The 20,562-nt window shown below is 35.1% G+C and carries 12 protein-coding genes and 1 tRNA gene; 4 read left to right on the top strand and 9 right to left on the bottom strand.

Annotation, left to right across the window (positions count from 1 at the left end):
* Positions 1-990: 990 nt before the first annotated feature.
* Complete coding sequence (locus MSHOH_RS11925; RefSeq protein WP_048139897.1) at positions 991-2,304, top strand: HEPN domain-containing protein; 1,314 nt, start codon at positions 991-993, stop codon at positions 2,302-2,304.
* A gap of 480 nt (positions 2,305-2,784) precedes the next feature.
* Here MSHOH_RS11925 and MSHOH_RS11915 read toward each other — a convergent pair.
* From MSHOH_RS11915 to MSHOH_RS11900, 4 genes are all read right to left on the bottom strand, one after another.
* Positions 2,785-2,857 (bottom strand) — tRNA-Gln (locus MSHOH_RS11915).
* Between the two features lie 241 nt (positions 2,858-3,098).
* Positions 3,099-3,500, bottom strand: coding sequence for a hypothetical protein (locus tag MSHOH_RS11910; protein ID WP_048139894.1), 402 nt, complete (start codon positions 3,498-3,500; stop codon positions 3,099-3,101).
* A 35-nt stretch (positions 3,501-3,535) separates the two neighbouring features.
* Positions 3,536-3,868 (bottom strand): DUF2551 domain-containing protein, encoded by a 333-nt coding sequence (locus tag MSHOH_RS11905; RefSeq protein WP_048139892.1) that lies wholly within the window; start codon positions 3,866-3,868, stop codon positions 3,536-3,538.
* A 908-nt stretch (positions 3,869-4,776) separates the two neighbouring features.
* A complete protein-coding gene (locus MSHOH_RS11900) occupies positions 4,777-5,652 on the bottom strand; it encodes a DUF2971 domain-containing protein (protein ID WP_048139890.1) in 876 nt (291 codons plus the stop codon).
* A 453-nt stretch (positions 5,653-6,105) separates the two neighbouring features.
* On the opposite strand from MSHOH_RS11900, the gene MSHOH_RS11895 reads away from it, so the two are divergent.
* The gene (locus MSHOH_RS11895) at positions 6,106-6,570 is read left to right on the top strand and encodes a hypothetical protein (protein ID WP_048139889.1); all 465 of its coding nucleotides are present in this window, start codon (positions 6,106-6,108) and stop codon (positions 6,568-6,570) included.
* A gap of 2,642 nt (positions 6,571-9,212) precedes the next feature.
* The gene (gene pap, locus MSHOH_RS11890) at positions 9,213-10,724 is read left to right on the top strand and encodes a polyphosphate:AMP phosphotransferase (RefSeq protein ID WP_082089339.1); all 1,512 of its coding nucleotides are present in this window, start codon (positions 9,213-9,215) and stop codon (positions 10,722-10,724) included.
* A 113-nt stretch (positions 10,725-10,837) separates the two neighbouring features.
* Here pap and MSHOH_RS11885 read toward each other — a convergent pair whose 3' ends face one another.
* Positions 10,838-12,019: a chymotrypsin family serine protease gene (locus MSHOH_RS11885; RefSeq protein ID WP_048139887.1), complete on the bottom strand. Its 1,182-nt coding sequence runs from the start codon at positions 12,017-12,019 to the stop codon at positions 10,838-10,840.
* 197 nt (positions 12,020-12,216) lie between these two features.
* On the opposite strand from MSHOH_RS11885, the gene MSHOH_RS11880 reads away from it, so the two are divergent.
* Entirely contained in the window at positions 12,217-14,475 is a 2,259-nt protein-coding gene (locus MSHOH_RS11880) for a DUF3160 domain-containing protein (RefSeq protein WP_082089338.1), read from the top strand.
* 217 nt (positions 14,476-14,692) lie between these two features.
* On the opposite strand, the gene MSHOH_RS11875 is transcribed toward MSHOH_RS11880, so the two are convergent.
* The 4 genes from MSHOH_RS11875 to MSHOH_RS11860 all read right to left on the bottom strand — a co-directional run bounded on the left by MSHOH_RS11875 (position 14,693) and on the right by MSHOH_RS11860 (position 19,749).
* Positions 14,693-15,223 carry a response regulator gene (locus MSHOH_RS11875; RefSeq protein WP_048139884.1) on the bottom strand — a complete coding sequence of 177 codons (531 nt, stop codon included), beginning with the start codon at positions 15,221-15,223 and terminating at the stop codon, positions 14,693-14,695.
* A 621-nt stretch (positions 15,224-15,844) separates the two neighbouring features.
* Entirely contained in the window at positions 15,845-16,249 is a 405-nt protein-coding gene (locus tag MSHOH_RS11870) for a response regulator (RefSeq protein WP_048139882.1), read from the bottom strand.
* A 3-nt stretch (positions 16,250-16,252) separates the two neighbouring features.
* Complete coding sequence (locus tag MSHOH_RS11865) at positions 16,253-18,886, bottom strand: histidine kinase dimerization/phosphoacceptor domain -containing protein (protein ID WP_239450944.1); 2,634 nt, start codon at positions 18,884-18,886, stop codon at positions 16,253-16,255.
* Between the two features lie 77 nt (positions 18,887-18,963).
* Positions 18,964-19,749 (bottom strand): helix-turn-helix transcriptional regulator, encoded by a 786-nt coding sequence (locus MSHOH_RS11860; RefSeq protein ID WP_048139880.1) that lies wholly within the window; start codon positions 19,747-19,749, stop codon positions 18,964-18,966.
* Between the last annotated feature and the right edge of the window lie 813 nt (positions 19,750-20,562).

Genomic DNA, 20,562 nt, shown 5'->3' with positions numbered 1-20,562 from the left:
GAAGAAATGTGAAATGGATTATATAATCAAAAATGATTTTATAAGACTATTTTATTTTTACAGAGTATCATATCCTCTTTATCATTTGGCAGTGATAACTCTCCCACATTCCGTAATTACAAGATATCCACAACACGGACTTTATCCTACAACACGTACACTCTCACACTGGCAATTGTTAGGAGCCTACCAGATTTATTTGAAATTCAATCTAAGACACTCATATACCTGGAAAATATTGCCAAGAATATGTGTTCCCATAATAAGACAAATTTAACTCTCCTTTGTATATATTAGGGTCTTAATGAAAATAAGCATAAAGGATGAGTAGATAAGAATTTACAGAACTTTCAATATATTACCAAACTCCAGCAGAATGTCTGGCAAATAAAACAGTGTTAATTGTGAATAATACTCTAGAACCATCTATTGATAAATAAGTAATTTTAAAGAAAATGGCAAAACCTCAATATTTACTGTTTTTAATTTCCCATGACGGAGCCTGCGCAAAAATTCATAACAAATTAAAGCATTTTTAAAAGAATGTCTCCAACATTAATTTTTAAAAGCTTCACCGAATTGGGAATCCCTGAAATATATACAATACTTTTTATTATTGTCATTTATTATTTAATTATTAAAAAATTTAGAAAATAATATTATGCGAAGCCAGAGTACAAATTTAGAGATTTGGTTTCAAAAAATTCAAAGCTCCCATTAGCTGACAAGCCATTAGTTTTAGCTGCTATAAAAAAATATTCTCAATGGAAAACAAACATACCAAAAAGAGAATATACACAAATATTTTTCATGAAAAAGAAGTAGTATATAAATATAACTTATTTTGATTCTTTTTTAATGCTTAAAAATTTTTAATCTTATTTATAAAATCAGAACTAAAGAGAGATTATTTTTTGACATGCGAGCACACATCATGGAATAATAAATAAATTTAGAAAAGTTAATATTATTTGTTTTTATGCTATTTTTATGAATAAAAAAGATCAATTCATAGGAAAGATTAAGCCAGATATAAATAATTTTATTCATCTAATTCGCAATAATAGAAGATGTCAGGAAGGGAATGAAAAATCATTTTCCCTTTTTAATTCCCCAATTGAGGTTATTGTATTATCTAACCAAGTGACAGATTTTAATGATATTATAACTAAGATAGTCTATTATGAGGATTTTAATGGAAGTTTCTCAACAAAGTATGTAGAACAAAAATTATTTGAGCTGCTTCATAAAATATTATGTGACCACTCCCGAGCTAATGAGTATATTGGAGAATTATATACAAACTTTATAGACGATTCTAAAAATAACTGGCGGGTTATTGCTCAGCTCGAAAATGTAAGATTTGTGGAACGTGCTGTTTTTAAGTTGATGGATAGCACTCTGAAATTCATGAAGCCAGAGGAGTTATTTGATTGTACTTTAAAACTAATGAAGCCAGAGGACTTATCTGTTAGTATCAATTCATTACAACGGGATTTATTAGGACCTCATTATTCTAACTGGGAATTATCGCACTGCATATACACAGATGTTACAGCAGGCGATCAATTAAAAGCGGAAGAATTAGCTATTGATAATTTTAATTTGTCTCTTAATTTATTAAGGCTCTATTTTCCAAATTTAAACATTAGTATTAAAAGACCGATATCTATGTCAGATACGCAAGAAAAAATTGCTTATGAAATTATTTCGACTAATGTAACAAAAAAGTACGGTAATATATCGGTAAAAAATAATGAAAAGAGATGCATAGATTTGAGTCCTAAAATCTACGATTACCTAGTGAAAAACGGAATAAACAGTCTTTCAAATAATAGCCAAATAGGTTGTGCTTTGAAAATAAGCGATGTAGTAAAAGACTGTTTATATTGGTATGGACTTGCTTTGAATACAAGTCTTCTCTCAGCGAAATTCCTTCATTACGTTACTATTTTGGAGGCAGGCTTGAAACTGAATAGAGAAGATTCCGAAGTAACTCAAAAAATAACTGATCGTTGTTCTTTATTCTTGGAAACTGATGTTGGTAGAAGGCGGAAAATAAGAAAAGAAATTATAAAAATTTATGACTTGAGAAGTAAGGTTGTTCATACAGGCAGGATTCTCGGCAAAAAATCCGAGAAAGAACTTGAAGATATGGCATTACAGATGAGATTAACAGAATCAGCCAGTATATATGCAAGAAGTGTATTAATAAAACTAATTAGAGAAAATAATCAACGAAATGGAGATTTTGAAAAATTCATTCAAGATTTAGATGATATGAACCACAAGAAATGTACATAAAAACCGTTAGTTCTGACTCTGGACAAGTCCTGTATTTGAATGTAGTAATAGAATTATTGGATCATAAGTTTTTTAGCGGAAAAGAAGAAGCTCACAAGTATTCAATTGACAACATAGTAGTTACTGAAACTTTAACGCTAGGGGCACTCGCGAAGGAAATAAAAAGATACTGCTATCTGCGGACAAATTGCCCGAAGATCTCGAAAAGGCATTATCAGATTCTTTTGGGATCTCTAAAGAAGCAGTACCCGAATTAGTCGAATATATGTTCTCTTCAAGTAATGTCTTAATCTGATATTTATAAGACATGCCGCAACGTTATAATTACACAATCAGTATTAATTCAAGTTAGGAAAACGCATAATTTTTATTCGAGAAAAAAATAATTTGTATTAAATCAGTATTAAACTCTACAAAAACAGAAATTAGCACTACCTAACTTCTTAAATAGAAGTGATAGGATTACATTCAAGGAAGGTATAGCCCGGCACGGATTCGAACCGAGGTTGCAGGATCCAGAGTCCCGCATGATTGACCACTACACTACCGGGCTTCGATGATTTTTCGCTGTGGGGCTTGATTCTTGCGCCCTGAAGCGTATCTTCTAAAGGAGGATTTTATATATATAGCTTTCGGGTGAATACCTCTGGATTTGTCAAAGGTCATTAAAGGCGTGTAATAAAAAGATTGGGTAAGAATAAATTATCGAAAAGAAATTTAGTCATGAAGTTCGATTTGAGAAAAATAATGATAATTGGATCATTGGATCAAAAAAGAACTATTTTCTATGTTTATCACAGGCTTTCTTCGGACTGATCGAGGACAGCGGTCCACCACCAGCGAGCCATATCAATAAGATCTTTTGAAAACTGGCCGGAAAGCCGGTACTCTTTATTTTTAATGGAAATGAGCCCCGCCCCAAGTAGCTTGTTGCGCATTGCATAAAAAGAGGCACGACCTATCTGGAGCTCTTCCAGAACGGTCTTCCACTCATCAGTTCGGATGGCATTACCTGCAGCCTGCCGCTCTTCAACCATTGACAGGAACTTCTGGCCCCGGACAGCAGTGGAATCTTCCTGGAAAATACGCCTCATAAGATTATAATATGGATCTCTTGAGTGACTCACACGGGTATTGGCGTCTGAACGTACAACAATCGTGGTTGCTGTTCTTGGTGCGTTTTTCACAATTGACATTTTATATCAGGCAATTATGGCTTGAAGTGATAGTTTCAGGCTGTGGAATCAGTAATTGTCTTTGTAGGTGAAGCAACTATCTTCATAAGCAGATCTATATACTCTTCTCTTAAAAGATAGATCATAGGGGTTTTGTAGGACTCCTTGTGTGCTCTCAGAATTCCAAGTTTGGAATGAATGTATCCTACCATGGATGCTACCGTGTTTCTTGATACGTTGTACTTACTTGAAAGCATTTCATGCAGCTCGTCAATAGTTGCTTTCTTTACCTTGATGAAGATACACAGTATAGCCCTTCGATATCCATTGGAATCAACTTCAAGGAATTTCTCTAATCTGGATTTAATTTTAGCTCGGATGGATACCATAAATTACCACCTTTACTGATGTAGTAAACTATGTCAGTTATAGCTCTATATATAGGTTTGTAAATTTATTCGTTCTGATGGGAATGGATATTAAAGTTCCTGCTCTTCGGGCAATTTTACTTTGCTTCAAGTTCAGTTTTGTGTATATATATTCCTTCTCCAATATATCACTTTTTATTATCCATTTCCACCATCTATGCTCCTGGAATTCTCCTAGGAATCGTCTTGCCTGGAGATATAACTCTTATATTTTTGTTTTTAATTACTCTGTTTGATAATGCTTTGTACTCTCTTCAAAGCTGAAAAAGCCTTTAAATTCCTGCTAAAAGTTTGAATACTTACATAATATATTTACTTAACAACATTATTATTTTCTTACGAACATATATATTAAGTTTGTGTTCAACTCCTAAAAATAGACTAAATTTATTTGATTGATATAACGTATGTCCTGTTTTTCTGTTTGGCCAAAGTATTCTGGAGATTAATTCAGAGTCCTGAAAAATACAAGTAAACTTGAAGATGTTATTGTTTTTCAGAATTTGCCCTCTCTTTCTCCTTCACAGAATTGCCTTTATTTAAGTGAGCTGATTACATATAAAAAAGCTATTTAAAAATGTATCGTTTAATAAATGTCAGCAAACTTTTGTTATAAAAGATAGAGGAGATAAAAAATATAATAAGTCTAAAAAATATAATAAGTCTAAAAAATATAATAAGTTTGGTTTTGAACTCCAGATCTCCTCCTCAAAAGCAAAAGTAATATTTATATGAATATTCTTTCGGTTAGTAGCTTCTTTCAATTAGTGACACTTTCTAATTTTTAACATAATTTTCCCGAAAGTGATACTGAAAAATAATAACAGGACTCGGAAGAACTGTAATCGAAACAAGTTACTTGATATTTACTATAATGATTCCAGATATCTTTTCATATATTCTTCTTCGATTTTTTCAATTTTGATAGCATACTCACCTTTTATGTATTTAGCTCTGTAAAACTTAACTTTTTTCTTTTCGTCTATATATTGCTCGCAAACCATATCATAAATGTTCTGAGCATCGTTGCGTTTTATTTTCAATCCAAAAATAATACCATCCAGCTCGTTTTTCTCATACTTTTTTACATATTCCATGTGAAAATATTTCTTGAAGAGTAACATACGATATTCTTTTTCGTATTGCAATTCACGATATTTGGTCAGAAAACATTCCCAAACTTGCTTTCCGACTTCGATTCGGTCTAAGTTTAGTATATTTACTTCACCTGGGCATTCATCTTTATATTTTACTTCCCTGAGCTCAGCAAGTTCTGACCCCAGGGTCAATCTATAGATGTCATTTATTTTTCCAGAACTGGAATCAGCGCATAGACTTTTTTTAGGTCTGAAACAGAGGCATACTCCCGTGTGATAATTGGCATAGTGATTCCACATCAAGATACTATCATTTCTTGTGCTCAAACAGCAGATTCTGGGCAGAATGCCAGAATTAGTATCTAAATAAGATACAATTTTCTCTCCCTGTTTCACTGACTTTCCATTTTTTAGATCATCTTCAATCTTCTTCTCAATCTTTTCCTTTTCCCATTTATTTGCTGCATAATAAGCGATCCACTCTTCCCTACTGCCTTTTCTACAGAGAGCGGTTTTGCTATCAAAAGGATCATTAAATTCTGTGGGATCATGAAAGAATAATTGATTATTTGATAGGTTTTCAAAAAAGTATTTATTTATTGATTGGTACTTATAAAATAATTTTTCGTCCATTGTTTCATTAATCATGGTATACAGAAAGATAACATTCAATAAAAATACTTTGAAATAAATCGATATAAGGTATTATTATGAAATTGTCTTCTAACCGAATTTCTGCATGTAATGTAAAATAAAAAAATGCAAACAAATATGGGCTCACATTAGATTAAAAATTTAGTATTTTTTGTAAATTTCATGTAACTTATTTTTATTACATTCCTTCTGATTGTGATTTTGCCAACATAAAGCTATTAAGCAGAAAATTGATGTTAAAAATATAATAGTAATACAAACTAAAAGAAAAAGTATGTTTTTCGATTATAAATTTGAAAAATACCTCTCAAAAACGAAGACTATCTATACCCGATCAATATTAATAGGGTTATTACCTTAGACAGTAAAAATCAAAGAAGAAACTAACCCATCCCTGAAATAAAAACTTGCATTCCGGGATTTCAGGCCTAATCAGGAGCGGATAACATGGAATATAGTTACGACCTCAATGAAAAAGCTCTTTACATCGAAGAAAAACGAACATCTGCGTATAGCCTGGAAAAAAACGAGATTGGAAACTGTACTAGCTGCGACTCCACTCTTATTAGCCTTAGCTATCACTTGGCTGGGGAGAATATAACAGTAGTAACAAAGTGTACATCGTGCGGTGCCTTCTATGCAAATATATATGATTCTGACTGGAACTGGGTAGACGAGGCCAGCGTAACGCTTCTTCCAATCCCCATACCTATAAGCAACCCTGTAATTGACAGCTGGGAAGAACTTGAGGCTATTCCCATAAAAAAGCTTGAAGCTGTTTTTTCGAAAGGAGAAATCGAAGCTCTTTTTGCTCGGGCTAAAGACAAAACTCCGGTTCGTCAGTACCTGTACAGGGCTCGCAAAAAATACAGACTGTTTGAAGAAATTTTTAATCTAAAGCTGGATTTATAATTTTATTACATGAGAAGTTTCTTATTTTTTGTAGACTCCGCTGGAAACAAACTAAAAACAGAATAAAATATAGGTAACACTATTAAGCCACTTTTAATTAAAGCTATTTTATCCATATACTATTTGAAGAAGCGCAGGTAACAGAATTTAGTTCAAAGAAAAATATATATTATAGTTTGAATCCGAATATTCTGAACAGAAATCCTCTAAAAAATAAATATTTATAGAAAGTCATTCTGTTTATTATGGCAAAACATAATATTATATGTTCAATAATGAGATCTGGTTTAACGAGGAAATGAAAATAAGAATGTATGGAATTAGAGAACAGTTTACGAGCTGTGTAACTATTTAATGACACATTTAGGAATAGCATAGAAAAAAATTATTTATTTAGTCTTCCTATATTTAAACTACCAGTAGTAATTAAAGTGTGATTCGACTTTATATAGCCATATATCACTATTTCTTACGTATGTGTTTTAGCATAGTTTTTATTTATGTAGTGTAGAGTATTTGATGAAAATTTCAATATATAATAATAGTATCATAAAAATAATTTTTTATCATCGTATATATAATTATATAAATATGTAAAAAAAGTGTAAAGAATTTGATAGAAAACATAATAGTTTGAAAAGAAAGGTGACTTCACTTAAAAGCGGGCTCATATTTTCAACTGAGTTTTGAAGTTAATTTATCAGTGCCAGTTAAGTTATTAGTACAAATCTTGAATTCAGTTCTTGACTCTTTTTGCAAATATATGGAGCCTTCTTACTTAACAAATCCGCAATTTTTTAATATTTGTTTGACTTAATAATTACTTTTTTGCATATTGCTATTTTTGATTTCATAACTTAACTTTGAGCCAGATCCTGCGCACTATGCAGGAGCTTTAGAAACAAGTATTCATATAGTGTCTATGAATAATATCTCTTATTTTCAGAATCTTTTTTCCTTAGTATTGTTTTCTATTTAATGTTGCGGTGTTCGGCCATAATGTATTTATTCATATAGTCTATAGAATAGCCGACTTGACAAAATTAGGGGTTATACAGAAAATTTCACTTGATGTAAAAAGAGTTACTATATACTATAAGAATAAGAAAACGCATTATTTTAGTCCAAATAAATGAGAAAATTTTAAAAAATAAATGAAATATTGTTATTTATAGTCAAATACTGCAGAAAAATAGATTATGTTTCAATTTTTTTCCTATGTTTTTTTACTGAAGTTTTGACTGAGTAGTCTACCCTATTTGGCCAAAAAAGTATAATATAAATATATGCTTATAGAATGCAACATCACAAATAATATTCTAAATGTGTTCAATGAATTTTTAAAAGTTAACCAGCAACAAATTTTTACCAATCAATTTAAAAAAATATGTATTTTAATGAATAAGTTTATTTTTAATATGCCTTAAAAAAGAAAGCACTTCATAATACATAATTTGTAGGCGTGATAATGGATTATTAAAGATATAGTAACTCGGTAATAAAGAATTTTTGATGAATATAACTCAATATACTTTTAGTTAAATATGTGTTATAATATGAAGTACTTAGCAATTGACCTTTTAAGAAATATATTTTAACATATATACATCCAATAATTACTACATACTAGAATATAAATATTAATAAATTAGCAATAAGTCTCAAATATATATGACATTTATCATATATTAAATAAGATTAGTAGTGTATATATTTTATAATATAAAACAATTTAATGTTTCGCATTTAAAAAAGTGTATTATGAAATATGTAATTAATCACACATTTATAAGTTTGCAGAAAAAAGAGTTGACAAATAAGAATTAATAAAATCTATTATTTTAGATATTTGCTTTAAATAACTGATATTTAGATATATATTATCGGATAATAGGTTATATGTATCAAAATATTACAAATCTCTCACTATATGTAATGAAAAACGATTATAATAATGGACATTAAGAAGAAGTTCTAACTTCATAGTATCATCTGATAGATAGTATATAATTACTTATTTAGTAAATATTAATGAGAATTTTATAGTCATTCAAAAAGCGTTAAGATTGAATTCTTGTAATTAATATTGCACTATATTTATAAAACAGTTTCTCATCTCATAGGTGTAGACTATCTAAGATGAATTATGTCTAAAAAGCATAATATTAAAAAGAAATTAAACTTTTTCGATATTTAGACTGACTATTCATTTTTTGAACAATTCAGATCGGAAATTCTGAGTAATTAATATACAATGAAATGAATATAGTGAAAACTATAATATGAGAAGAATAAATTTAATAACAATTATCTTTATTTCCGTAACTTATTTGTTTCCATAACTTATTTATTTTTATTTTCTATTTTTTTCAATTTACTTGTACTTTCAATCTATATTAAAAATTTTAAATAGTTTGTGGACGTACTACGTAAGGCATTTATGATATATATTTTATGCAGATTAATGATTTCAGTAAAAAAGCATTGAGCATAAATACATAAAGTAATAAAGTAGTATTGGATACACATAATCATTATATATACTTAAAATAAAGATAAATTTATATTAAAATTGAATTCATAGTTAACATTACTTTAGACAAAATTATAAGAATTATTTTAAAAATAACAACGGTTCAAGTATGCTAGAAAATGTTGATCTTTCCCAGGCAATTACAAGTGAAGAATATAAGAAGAGTATAAAAACGCTTCAGCTTGAGCTGGGTGAGCTTCAGCGAAAGGCATGGGAACTGAAAATACCCATCATAATTGTTTTTGAAGGCTGGCATGCTTCGGGAATGGGAGAGGATATCAACCGTTTCATACTCCCCCTGGACCCAAGAGGACTTGATTTCTATACAATGACCAGACCCTGTTATGAGGAAAAACTCAGGCCCTTCATGCTGCGGTTCTGGTCTCAGATTCCTATCAAAGGAAGAATGGCGATATTTGATAGAAGCTGGTACAGCAGAGCAGTAATCGAACTCTTCGGAAAAGAAAAAGATGAGAAAGCCCTGGAAAAAACTCTGGAAGAAACAACCTATTTTGAGCGCCAGCTTGCAGACGATGGATACCTCATACTCAAATTTTTCCTGCATATCAGTGAAAAAGAGCAGAAAGAACGTTTTAAAGCAATCAAAAAGATGGATATTCCTCTTATTCTCGATGAATACGAAGGGAAAAACGGAAAAGAACTGGATTTTATCGAAAAATATGATGAATACCTGCCTGTTGTTGAAAAAATCCTCGAGAAAACAGATGTCCCTTATGCTCCATGGACAATAATCGAAGCAAACGACAGAAACTTTGCAGTCCTTAAAATCATGATAACGGTAACTCATGCAATAAAGACTCATATTGAAAAAGTGACACGGACTCCGGGACAGCAGACAATAAAGTACCTGGATATGGCAACCGTAAATCTGCCTGCGCTTAACGGTTCAACCCTGGAAAAGACCGACCTCTCAAAAAATCTTTCTCTGAAAGAATACAGGGAATCAAAAAAGCTTTTTCAGCATAGGCTTGAAACCCTCCAGTATGAACTTTTTAGAAAAAAACGTTCAGTATTAATAATTTTTGAAGGCTGGGATGCTGCAGGCAAAGGAGGAGATATTCGCCGCCTTGTTGAAGAGCTAAACCCACGACTTTACAGGGTTGTACCTGTAGGCTCCCCGAATGATACTGAAAAAGCTCACCAGTACCTCTGGCGCTTCTGTGATGCAGCCCCTATGGCAGGACACATAACTATTTTTGACAGGAGCTGGTATGGACGTGTCCTTGTTGAAAGAGTTGAGGGGCTCTGTACTGAAGAAGAATGGAGAAGGGCTTACAGGGAGATCAACGAGTTCGAAAAAATCCTTGCCGATTCAGGAGTGATTATACTTAAGTTCTGGCTGCACATAGACAGGGAAACCCAGCTCGAACGTTTCAAAAGCCGCCTCAATGACCCCGAAAAACGCTGGAAAATCACAGAAGATGACTGGCGGAATCGGAACAGATGGGAAGATTATAAAATTGCAGCCGATGAAATGCTACAGAAAACAAGCACTTTAGGTGCACCCTGGATAATTATAGAATCTCGGGACAAGCGCTATTCAAGAGTAAAGGTTTTGAAAACGACAGCTGAAACTCTTGAAAAAGAACTGGAAAGCTGACCAAAGATCATCTAATTAGAAATTCAACTTAAAAGCTAATTCTTTTTTCACTGACCCTACTAACTTTTTTGAGGGGTGGAAAAGGGAAAATATTTTTTTATATATTTAATCTACTATTTTCGTAGAAAATTGCTCAAGAAAAAAGTGCTATCTAGAAAGATAGCATTAGTAAGTAAGTGGGACAACGTGCAAGTCATCATAAATTCCACTAACGGGAGAGAATACAGCGTTTGAGCCATATAACCACTGTGGATTCCTACCATTTCGACTTCACTGGTACCAGCGAGACGGAACACAGGAGCGCCACTGTCACCAAAATCCCAATCGTAAAGTGCTACACATTGATTATAAAGATTTGGATACCCAGAAACAGATTGTATATGGGTAATATCAGTAATGCGTCCGCTCGATGTTAATCCTGATGCTATACCAGACATCTTTACATATTCTCCGACCTGTACATTAGTGTCATACGAAGTAACATCCATTACTTGATTGACATCTCGATAGTATATTTGGTTATCAACACTTCGGTAGTCATCCTCTATAAAAGCTGCATCTGCATATTCAAACTCAAGTCTATCAACCGTGCCTATGCATTTTGAACTTGACTTATATGGCTGATACATTTTTGAACCAATTCCTCCGGTACTGTAAACAGTATGTCCAGCAACTAAAAAGCCTTTTTGATTTGTGGTTGTATCAACAACAGCGAATCCAAGCGTTGAATTAGCATTGTTTTCATTACATACTTTTATTCCGCCAATTAAAGTTGTCCAAGTACTGTCTCGTGCTGAGAACTTAAATGGTGGTGAGTATTGGAATACAACTGGAATTTCTTGAATATCTTGTTTTTTGCCTTCTTGATCGAATATATCATAAACTTCATTGATTAAAGAGTCATCAATTTCAGTTTCTTCTAATATATTAACAGTCAGATAACCTTGGTAGTTGAGGCCGTAGGATATTATTGGTCCTTCTGATTTTACGTAAGGTTCCATCTGGTCTTTTAAATTATTTCCACTTTGATCTAAAATGTTAAGCCAATTCCTTTTATCTTCCTCAATTTCTATTTGAGGAATTTCTCCCATTGCTTTTACTACAGTCTTATTTTGTTTAATTTTTTCATAGATTTGAGGACCATAATCTGGAAGTTTTTCTTCAATTGGCTGTACTTCTTCAACTGCGTATGTAATAACAGGGTTGTTTGAGTCAGCTGATCCAACAAATACGCCTCCAATAAGGACTAAGCTTAAAAGGAGGCTACCAGCTATCCATTTTATATTCTTTTGCATTTGTAAACATCTCCCTTTTGCATTTTAACTTACTAACATTAAAAATTAATCAAAATTGTTAGTAAGTATATATAGCAGATAGATGTTAAACTATATAAAATATTTATAACTGTAATTATCAATACCCGCAAGTTAATTTGTATTCCAAAAAAAACATAGTGTTGCACAGATTCAACATTAAAAATTGGAGAGAAGACATGTTAATCAAAATTTCAAATAAAAAAACAATCGTAGTTCTCATATTTCTTTTCACACTTGTGGAAGGATGTATAGATAATACTAAATCTGCAAACGTTACAATGGAGGAACTAGGATTGGTTGCAAACGAACAAAGAGTTAATAATGAAAGCAAAAATTCCAATCTAGTTTTTAAACAATACTACCGTCCTGAGCCACTTGATTTTAAGACTCAGGCAGTACAATATCAATTGCCACTTCAAAGTGAAGATATCTCAAATTACAATGAGTTTACTTCTGTAATTCAACTTAATAATGAAGCAAGGAACAAATTGGAAAAAAATGGTTTTGTCGTTGTAAAGAATCCTTTTAATCCTCAGGAAGAGCTTATTACTGAAGTGTATAGCACTCTTGAAAAGAACGAAATACCTATCGTTATAACCTCGGATTCTCTGTTGCATTTATATTACATCCAGTTTGATGAAACGCTGAGACGAATAGAGGAAAAAGAGTTTTTTGATGATCTGTGGGAAATGGATTCAGAACTACTCAAAAAATCTATTGAAGATTATGAGACATCTTCTGGAGATGCCAAGGAAGCTGCTCGTAGGAATATAGCTTACTTTGCAGTGGCTTTGAGTTTGCTCGAGCCGGAAACTGAACAGGTTGCAAATGGTGATATCTACACAAAAGAAAATATAGAAAAATTTAGTTTTGAAGAAGCAGACAAGTACTTATTTGAAATTCCTCAGATCGTCAAAGATGATGTGGAAGCAGAACTTGCACTCATAGAGAACCATGAAGGATTTGCTCTTTCACCTATTTTCAGCTACAAAGAAGATTACTCTCAGTATATTCCAAGAGGACATTATACCCACTCTGAAAAGCTAAAAAATTATTTTAGAACTTTCATGTGGCATGGCCGCATGGGCATGCTACTTAAAGACGATCTCATAGAAGTAGCTAACCCCAAGCAAGAGGCAAGAATACAGACTTTTGAAGCCAGCCTGATAGCTTTGCATATGGAAGATAATGTTCAGCTCATGGAAAAGTGGGAACGGATCTACTCAGTAACTGCATTCTATGTTGGATTTTCTGATGATCTGGGACCATACGAATATATAGAAGCTCTTAATGCCGTAATGGGAAGAAGCAATAATATCGAAGAACTTGATGTAGAAGCATTGAAAGTAGAACTTGTGACATACCATGTTCCTGAGATCTATGGAGGAACTGGGGCTGTGAGAATAGACCAGGCTAATCCCGATGAAATTGATAGGGTCCTTGAAGAAACAAAAGGATTTAGACTAATGGGTCAGAGATCCAACCCAGATTCTTATATGTTTCAAAACTTGATTTATCCGACTGTGGACGGAAGGCTCATGCCCAAGAGTTTGGATGTGATGGCACTTCTTGGTTCGGACAGAGCTTATGCACATCTTGAAGCTCAGGGAGATACCAAAATGCCTGGTTATATAGATCAGTTCAGTAAGTTGCAGGGCGAATTAAATACTTTCAATGACTCAGATTGGACAAAGAACCTTTATTGGTCATGGCTCTATTCCTTGCAACCTCTGATGAAGGATTATGGAGCAGGGTATCCCACGTTCATGCAGACCGAAGCCTGGCAGGATAAGCAGCTGGTAACATGTATGGCATCTTGGACAGAACTAAGGCACAATACCGTATTATATTCTAAACAAAGTTATACTGCATTTACAAGCATGCCCGAGGAAACTGAAGATAAAAATGCCGCAGGTTATGTTGAACCTGTCCCAGAGTTCTACAATAGACTACTTTCTCTTATACGTATGACAAACAATGGTCTGGGAGATATGGGTGTGCTTGATACTTATTCAATCAACCGTCTAGATCGTCTCGAATATATACTTGAGAGACTGGTAGAAATTTCAGAGAAGGAAGTGCAAAATGAAGAACTTTCTGCAGAAGACTATGATTTTATCGAGTCCTTCGCAAAAGAGTTTGAAGGCTCCATAGATAATGTTAATGAAGAGAATCAGAAAACCACTATAATAACAGATGTACACACTGATTCTAATTCAGGTAGTGTTCTGGAAGAAGGTGTTGGGTATGTGGATATGATAATTATGGCATATAAGGTTCCAGACGGTAGAATACTCATAGGTGCCGGTCCGGTGATGACATACTATGAGTTCGAACAACCTATGTCAGATAAATTGACAGATGAGAAATGGAGAAAAATGCTTGAAACTGCTACACTTATAAAACCTAAAGTTACAAATACGTTCTCGGTTTGAACTGTAATGCCGCTTTTGAAAACAAATATCTATCTTTTCTTTTTCATTGAAATGCAAATGGTTCTTCTAATTAGACTAACATATGGATCCCAAAAAGTTATTTTCTAATACCTGAGACTTATTCAGAATGAAAAAAGCTATTTAATCGAGAAAAAGATGATATTTATGTTAGGAAAAAAATTATTTATAAAGATATAATTATTTAAAAAAAGGCAAGTTATTTTAAGTTCTGAGATCGTTCAGCGTACTCGATAGGTTCGTGAACTTTTCGGAATTTTCTTTCACATTTATCAAGAGTTTTCTCAGAAACTTTTGCAGGCTTTTCGAGAGAACTTTCCGAATTATCAGAACCCTTTTCAAGCTCCTTTTTTTCCATCCTCTGCCTGCGCAGAGCCACATCAATACTCTTCTGCAGATCCTTTTCGTCAAAGGGCTTTACAATATACCCCAGAGGCCCCGTCCTCCAGGCGTGCTCCACTATTTTGCTTTCGGAGCAGGCAGTCAGGTAAACCACAGGTATGCCTAAACGTTCTTTGATCTCCTTTGCAGCCTCTATCCCGTTCATCTCTCCTTTCAGCATTATGTCCATGAGCACAAGATCAGGAAAGGTACTCTCCGCTTTATTTATGGCATCTTCCCCGGATGAAGCGACGCCTGCCAGTGTATACCCCATATTCTTTAACATGCGCTTTATTCCCATAGCAACGATATGTTCATCTTCGACAATCAAAATTCGTCCTTCTGGCATTCATTACACCTTCGTTTTGTACTTCAGCAACTGAATCGTTTTTATTCCCCTGTTTGCCCTGCTGAAGATGTTGATTTGACTACCAGCATCTTTATCAATCTTTCTCTCCACTGAATGCAAAACCTTACTCCTCCCTTTAAAAAAGGTATCCTTAATGACGATTCATAAGGTAAAACGGAGACTCAATCCTGGATTTCATCTTATACAGAGTATCTTAGTAACTCTATATAGCCTCCCCTCTACGGTATTGACAGAAGAGAAGAGATTATTTCAAGCTCTTATCCTGAACAGAATAGAGAGGTAACGACAGAAGACATGCGATATTTTGAAGCCATTCAAAATTTTAACCTCAAAAATATATTCAAATTAAAAAGACTGTAGAATGAAGCCCCGAAAAATTTCACAAAAGTCCTGCAGAAGACCCTATAAAAATTCGTTGATTTAAAAAGAATCTACATGGCAAAGAGCAAAACTTACACAGAAAAATAGATAAAAGCCATTATTTGAGAAAAGCAGTGTTTAAGAAGCTGAATTGGGGTTGAACTCAAGAATGACCCAGGCTGAAAAGCTTCTGGTGGACTTTAATTGCTTATTTTTCAGCCTGTACTTTCTTTTCAGGTTTTATTCTTCAGTTCTTCCTTCAAGTTTTTCTTTCCTGTACCTGTGCAGGGCTATTTCTATATTGCTGTGCAGGTCTTTTTCATCAAAGGGTTTTACAATATAACCAAAGGGTCCTGTTTTTTTTACTCGCTCAAGAATATTGCTGTCAGAATAAGCAGTAAGGTAAACTACAGGCACATCAAAACGTTCTTTTATCTCTTTTGCAGCCTCTACACCGTCAAGTTCTCCTTTCAGCATTATATCCATAAGCACAAGGTCAGGAAAGGTGCTCTCGGCTTTGCTTATGGCATCCTCTCCTGATGAAGCAACTCCTGTAACCGTATATCCCAGGCCCTTTAGCATACGCTTTATTCCCATAGCAACAATATGTTCGTCTTCGACAATCAGAATTCGTCCTTCTGCCATTCTTCACACCCTTGGTTTGTACTTCAGCTCCTGAAAAATAATTTTGAATCCGGTCCCTTTGCTGGCATCAAGTTCTATGCTTCCATTAATCTGGTCCACAAGCGCAGTCACAAGCTGGAGCCCGAGGGAATCCGTGCCTCTAAAGTCAAGACCTTTCGGGAAGCCTCTGCCGTTATCCCGGACAATAAGAGTCAGCTTATCATCTGCTTTTTTATACTCCTGTGCCCTGCTTATACCAGTACGGTCTGTTTTCTCGCTCACAGAAACTTGAGTTTCTGTATTTTTATAATTTTCTCTATAGAGAGATCTTCTTTCATTTCTGTGCAGCTGAATACAGATTTCTCCGTTTTCTTCTTTGGAAAAAGCGTGTTTAAGGGCATTTGAGACAAGTTCGTTGATAATAATGCCCAGAGGAACTGCGGTGTCCATTCCGAGAAATATATTATCAACATCGAGCCTCAGACTGACTTTTCCGCTGCCCACGGAATAAGAATGGAAAAGGTAATCGGAAAGATCCTTAATGTAGTCTGCAAAATCCACACTTACCATATCTTCGGACTGGTAGAGTTTTTCATGCACAAGAGCCATAGACTTGACTCTGTGCTGGCTCTCTTTGAAGGCTTCTACTACCTTTTTGTCCGAAAAATTTCCGGATTCCAGATAAAGTAAGGTTGAAATTACCTGCAGGTTATTTTTAATTCTGTGATGGATTTCTTTTTTGTGAATTTCTTCGATCTGCAAAAGGGCTTCTTCAGCTTTCTTGTGCTCGGTTATATCAAGTATAACTCCCTGCAGGTGGATCTCGCCTTTTTCGTCCCTCTGGATGAAAGTCCTTTCATCCACCCAGCGGACTTCTCCGGATTTGGTAAAGATCCGGTACTCCGAAGTATAGAGGTCACAACCTGATTCCACGTTCCCTTCAAGCTCTTCATGCATCTTTTCGAGATCTTCCGGATGGACGATATCTTCATAGAGAATCCTCTTAGAAGTAAAATCTTCCACTTCATATCCTAACCGGACAATATTCTCCGAGACGAAATCCGCAGGCCATCCAGGTTTATATTTCCATAAAAACACAATTACTGGACTGTTGTTTATTACCCGCTCCATTTCTTCTTTAAGCTTGTTTGAGTGCTCCAGCTCCATTGCGTAGTCCAGTAAAGCCTTTTCTGCTTCCCTGCGCTTCATGGTAATAAGGCCAAGCGCCCTGCGGGTTTCTTCAATTCCGTCCGTAAGGAGCTTGAAATCTCCCTGCCCGTGCACAAGGATCTCTCGCTTGAAATCATTGTTTTGAAAAGCAGTAAGGACAGCATTAGAATCATCAATAATCATATTGAGAGTCTCTGAAAATTTGTCGAGAGTGTCTCCAAGTTCCCTGAACTCTCCCTGCACATCTGCCTTAACTCTTTCTTTTAACTCTCCTTTTGCAAGGGCATTGGTTACCCGTATGGTTTCCCTGACAGGAACAACCACAGCTTTAAGAATCTCATTCAATCCTACCGGGATCTCCTGAAAATCAACTTCCACATCGATATTTGCCCTCACATCCAGTTTTCCTTTGACTGCTTCCTGTGCAATATTCTTGAAATCATCAACAATATCATCAATAGGCCTTGTAATGGATCTGGCAATCATATAAGCAAGGGCAGCCATGAACAGAATTGAGACTGCAGAGATGATAAGAAGCCTATCCCTCAAATCAGTTACTCCGGCAAGCATTTCTTCTTTAGGAACAACGAGCACGAAAGCAAAATCTCCTGTTTTAACAGGTTCATAAAACATAATCACAGTCTTGCCTGTGGTAGGATCCTTAACTTCGATATGCCCACCGATTCCCTGCCGAATATCGGAAGCAGCACTTTTTATTTCTTTCACGTTAAAATCAGAGAGACTTTTCTTGCCAATCCAGTCTTTCTGTGTGGGGTGAGAGAGGAAAACACCGGTATTACTCACCATGAAAGCATATCCCGTATCAAAAGTTCGGATATTGCTTGCGACTTCGTCCACATACTCAAGCGGGACATCTACACCTGCAATTCCTGCAAACTCTCCACCTTTAAAAACGGGAGAGTCATAACTTACCATGAATACTCCTTCGTAAAAATAAGGCTCTGTTAGAATATCCCTGCCAGTTGCCTTTGGCAGCTGGTAATAGTCAGAAGAATCGTAGTGGACAAGAGGCTCAATAGTCATAGGCCCTTCAATCTTATTGCAATACGGAACAAACCTGCCTGTTACATCGTGCCCTGAAGTATTAATATAATCCCTATCCCTGCCGTCAAAGGCATTAGGCTCGTAACCCAGATAGACACCTATTAACTGAGGGTTCTCTTCAAGGATTCTTTCAAGAATGTTCATTGCCTCTTCCCTGTCAGATGCCCCATATTCAGCCATAGTAAGGGCAAGTGTTCTTGCAACAGCCTGATTTGCCTCCATCTGGGCATCAAACTGGTTTGCATAGTTACCTGCCATTTCGATGGATTTTTCATAGGCAAGCTTTTCTTCCTGAGAGGTCACGGTCCCTATTATAACCGCTGTAGATACTGCAAGAATGAGAAAAACTCCAACAACGATAAAAATAACCAGTTTAGATTTCAGGGGGACATTTTTAAACCTCAGAGTACCAGACTCCCACAAATCAGGGTTTTTTAGGAAAGACTCAGCATAAACCGGCAACCAATTATGTTTAAAAAACCGGGATTATTAAGGGGGCATTAAATATCTGTAACTTTCCTGGCTGATTTTTTATAGTGTGTGAAAAGCTCCCTGCCCCAGAGAAGGGCACTTGCATCGAAACTCATCACCTTTCTGTGATCATATTTTCCCTGTCTGTCGAAAAGACAGAGGTACATGAAACGGTCCGTAACAGCAATGGTAGGAATACTGAGGCTTTCTTTACAGACCACTACAGTTGTATTCTCAGAATCTAGAAGAGATCCGAGTTCGTCAGGAGATTCGTTTTTCAGCCTCTCAAATACGGATTCAGTCAGTACGAGCTCAACTTCAGCTTCACTCTTTGAAAGCTTCGAATAAAGCGAAGGATAAAGAGGATGGTAATAAGAAAGGGAACTCATGATACACCCGGATTTTGTAAGGTTTTCCGTAAACTCCCTGGGGAGGTCAAAGAGATGGTTCAGGTCAGGTTCAATCACCATGCATTCCCCAAGCTCTCCCAGACGCATGAACAGGTCTTGAGGCACGGCACTCACATCACGGCTTGCCCAGTATTCTTTGTTTTCCTCAATAACCTCAAGGGTATTCAGGAGAGGGAGCATGTTCCCTACAACCAGTATTCCGATTTCGGAAAGCTCGTAAGTGTCCCCTTTCTGGAAAATCAACCCCTGCTTTTTCAGAATCTTAATCTGGGGCATCATCGCTTTGGAAGTCACGTTGAGAGAGGTCTTTACCTGCTCGATATCCCTGGGTCCTTCCATAAGCAAAAGGAGGAGGTTTTTTCTTTTTTCAGAAAGCCAGATAGTATCGCATAAAGAGGAGCTCATTGATATTTCCTTATATAAATAAACTTTTATTAATATCTTTGTTTTTGTAATTTCCGGTTAATTTGAAGATATTATTAAATGTTTTTATCATTAACATTAAATATTTTTTACCTTTAACATTTTTTAACAATTTCGGAGCATTTCAAGCCATTCAAAAAATTTAATGGCATTAAAAAATCCTGTACCAGATGAATATCCTTTTTACTCTTTCTTTTACCTGAGAGTTTTGACAGGGCATTACGGGTTGGGCTAAATATCATTGAAACTATAAAAGTAATCAGGCACAGAAAAACAAAACCTATCCAGCATAGTCAAATCCTCTGGATAAAAAAATGGCAAGACCGGAAATACTGTCGCATCCTCAAAAATAAGAAACCTCCCCGGACAAAATGTAGAAGTGCGGTCCAGTGCGGTCCAGTGCGGTCCGGAAATTCGAAGTGTTCTGGGAAAACAGAGAGCAGAATGGTAGCCGAATATCCAATGGCGATCAGTTTTCATATACTGCTCCCTGCCCTGCAATTGCATTAAGAGATACACCAGAGGAGAGTAACAGGTGGGAATGTTGCGCTCCTCAGGGCTCTCCGAACAAATACCTTTTTTCAGCGTTTTTTTGCGATCCGGATTTTTTTGCTATTGTAGAGCTTCGGTCTTTTTTCAAGCGCTTATGGTCTGTTTTCAAGGATTTATGTCTGCAATTTCGAGTCTGAGAAATTTTTAAAGCCATTGAAAAAACTCATGGAAAAGGTAATGTCCAGGATCTGTTTCTCCAGCCATAGCCATCTGAAGAAACTTTACAGGTTGGGCTATATATTA

The organism is Methanosarcina horonobensis HB-1 = JCM 15518, assembly GCF_000970285.1.
Taxonomy (GTDB): domain Archaea; phylum Halobacteriota; class Methanosarcinia; order Methanosarcinales; family Methanosarcinaceae; genus Methanosarcina; species Methanosarcina horonobensis.
Note: the sequence above shows the minus strand (reverse complement) of the source record. Positions and strands in the feature narration are given on the sequence as shown.

Bases quoted from the DNA above. Each gene is read 5' to 3' on its own strand.
- MSHOH_RS11925 (WP_048139897.1), top strand. From the start codon at position 991: ATGAATAAAAAAGATCAATTCATAGGAAAGATTAAGCCAGATATAAAT.
- MSHOH_RS11910 (WP_048139894.1), bottom strand. From the start codon at position 3,500: ATGTCAATTGTGAAAAACGCACCAAGAACAGCAACCACGATTGTTGTA.
- MSHOH_RS11905 (WP_048139892.1), bottom strand. From the start codon at position 3,868: ATGGTATCCATCCGAGCTAAAATTAAATCCAGATTAGAGAAATTCCTT.
- MSHOH_RS11900 (WP_048139890.1), bottom strand. From the start codon at position 5,652: ATGATTAATGAAACAATGGACGAAAAATTATTTTATAAGTACCAATCA.
- MSHOH_RS11895 (WP_048139889.1), top strand. From the start codon at position 6,106: ATGGAATATAGTTACGACCTCAATGAAAAAGCTCTTTACATCGAAGAA.
- pap (WP_082089339.1), top strand. From the start codon at position 9,213: ATGCTAGAAAATGTTGATCTTTCCCAGGCAATTACAAGTGAAGAATAT.
- MSHOH_RS11885 (WP_048139887.1), bottom strand. From the start codon at position 12,019: ATGCAAAAGAATATAAAATGGATAGCTGGTAGCCTCCTTTTAAGCTTA.
- MSHOH_RS11880 (WP_082089338.1), top strand. From the start codon at position 12,217: ATGTTAATCAAAATTTCAAATAAAAAAACAATCGTAGTTCTCATATTT.
- MSHOH_RS11875 (WP_048139884.1), bottom strand. From the start codon at position 15,223: ATGCCAGAAGGACGAATTTTGATTGTCGAAGATGAACATATCGTTGCT.
- MSHOH_RS11870 (WP_048139882.1), bottom strand. From the start codon at position 16,249: ATGGCAGAAGGACGAATTCTGATTGTCGAAGACGAACATATTGTTGCT.
- MSHOH_RS11860 (WP_048139880.1), bottom strand. From the start codon at position 19,749: ATGAGCTCCTCTTTATGCGATACTATCTGGCTTTCTGAAAAAAGAAAA.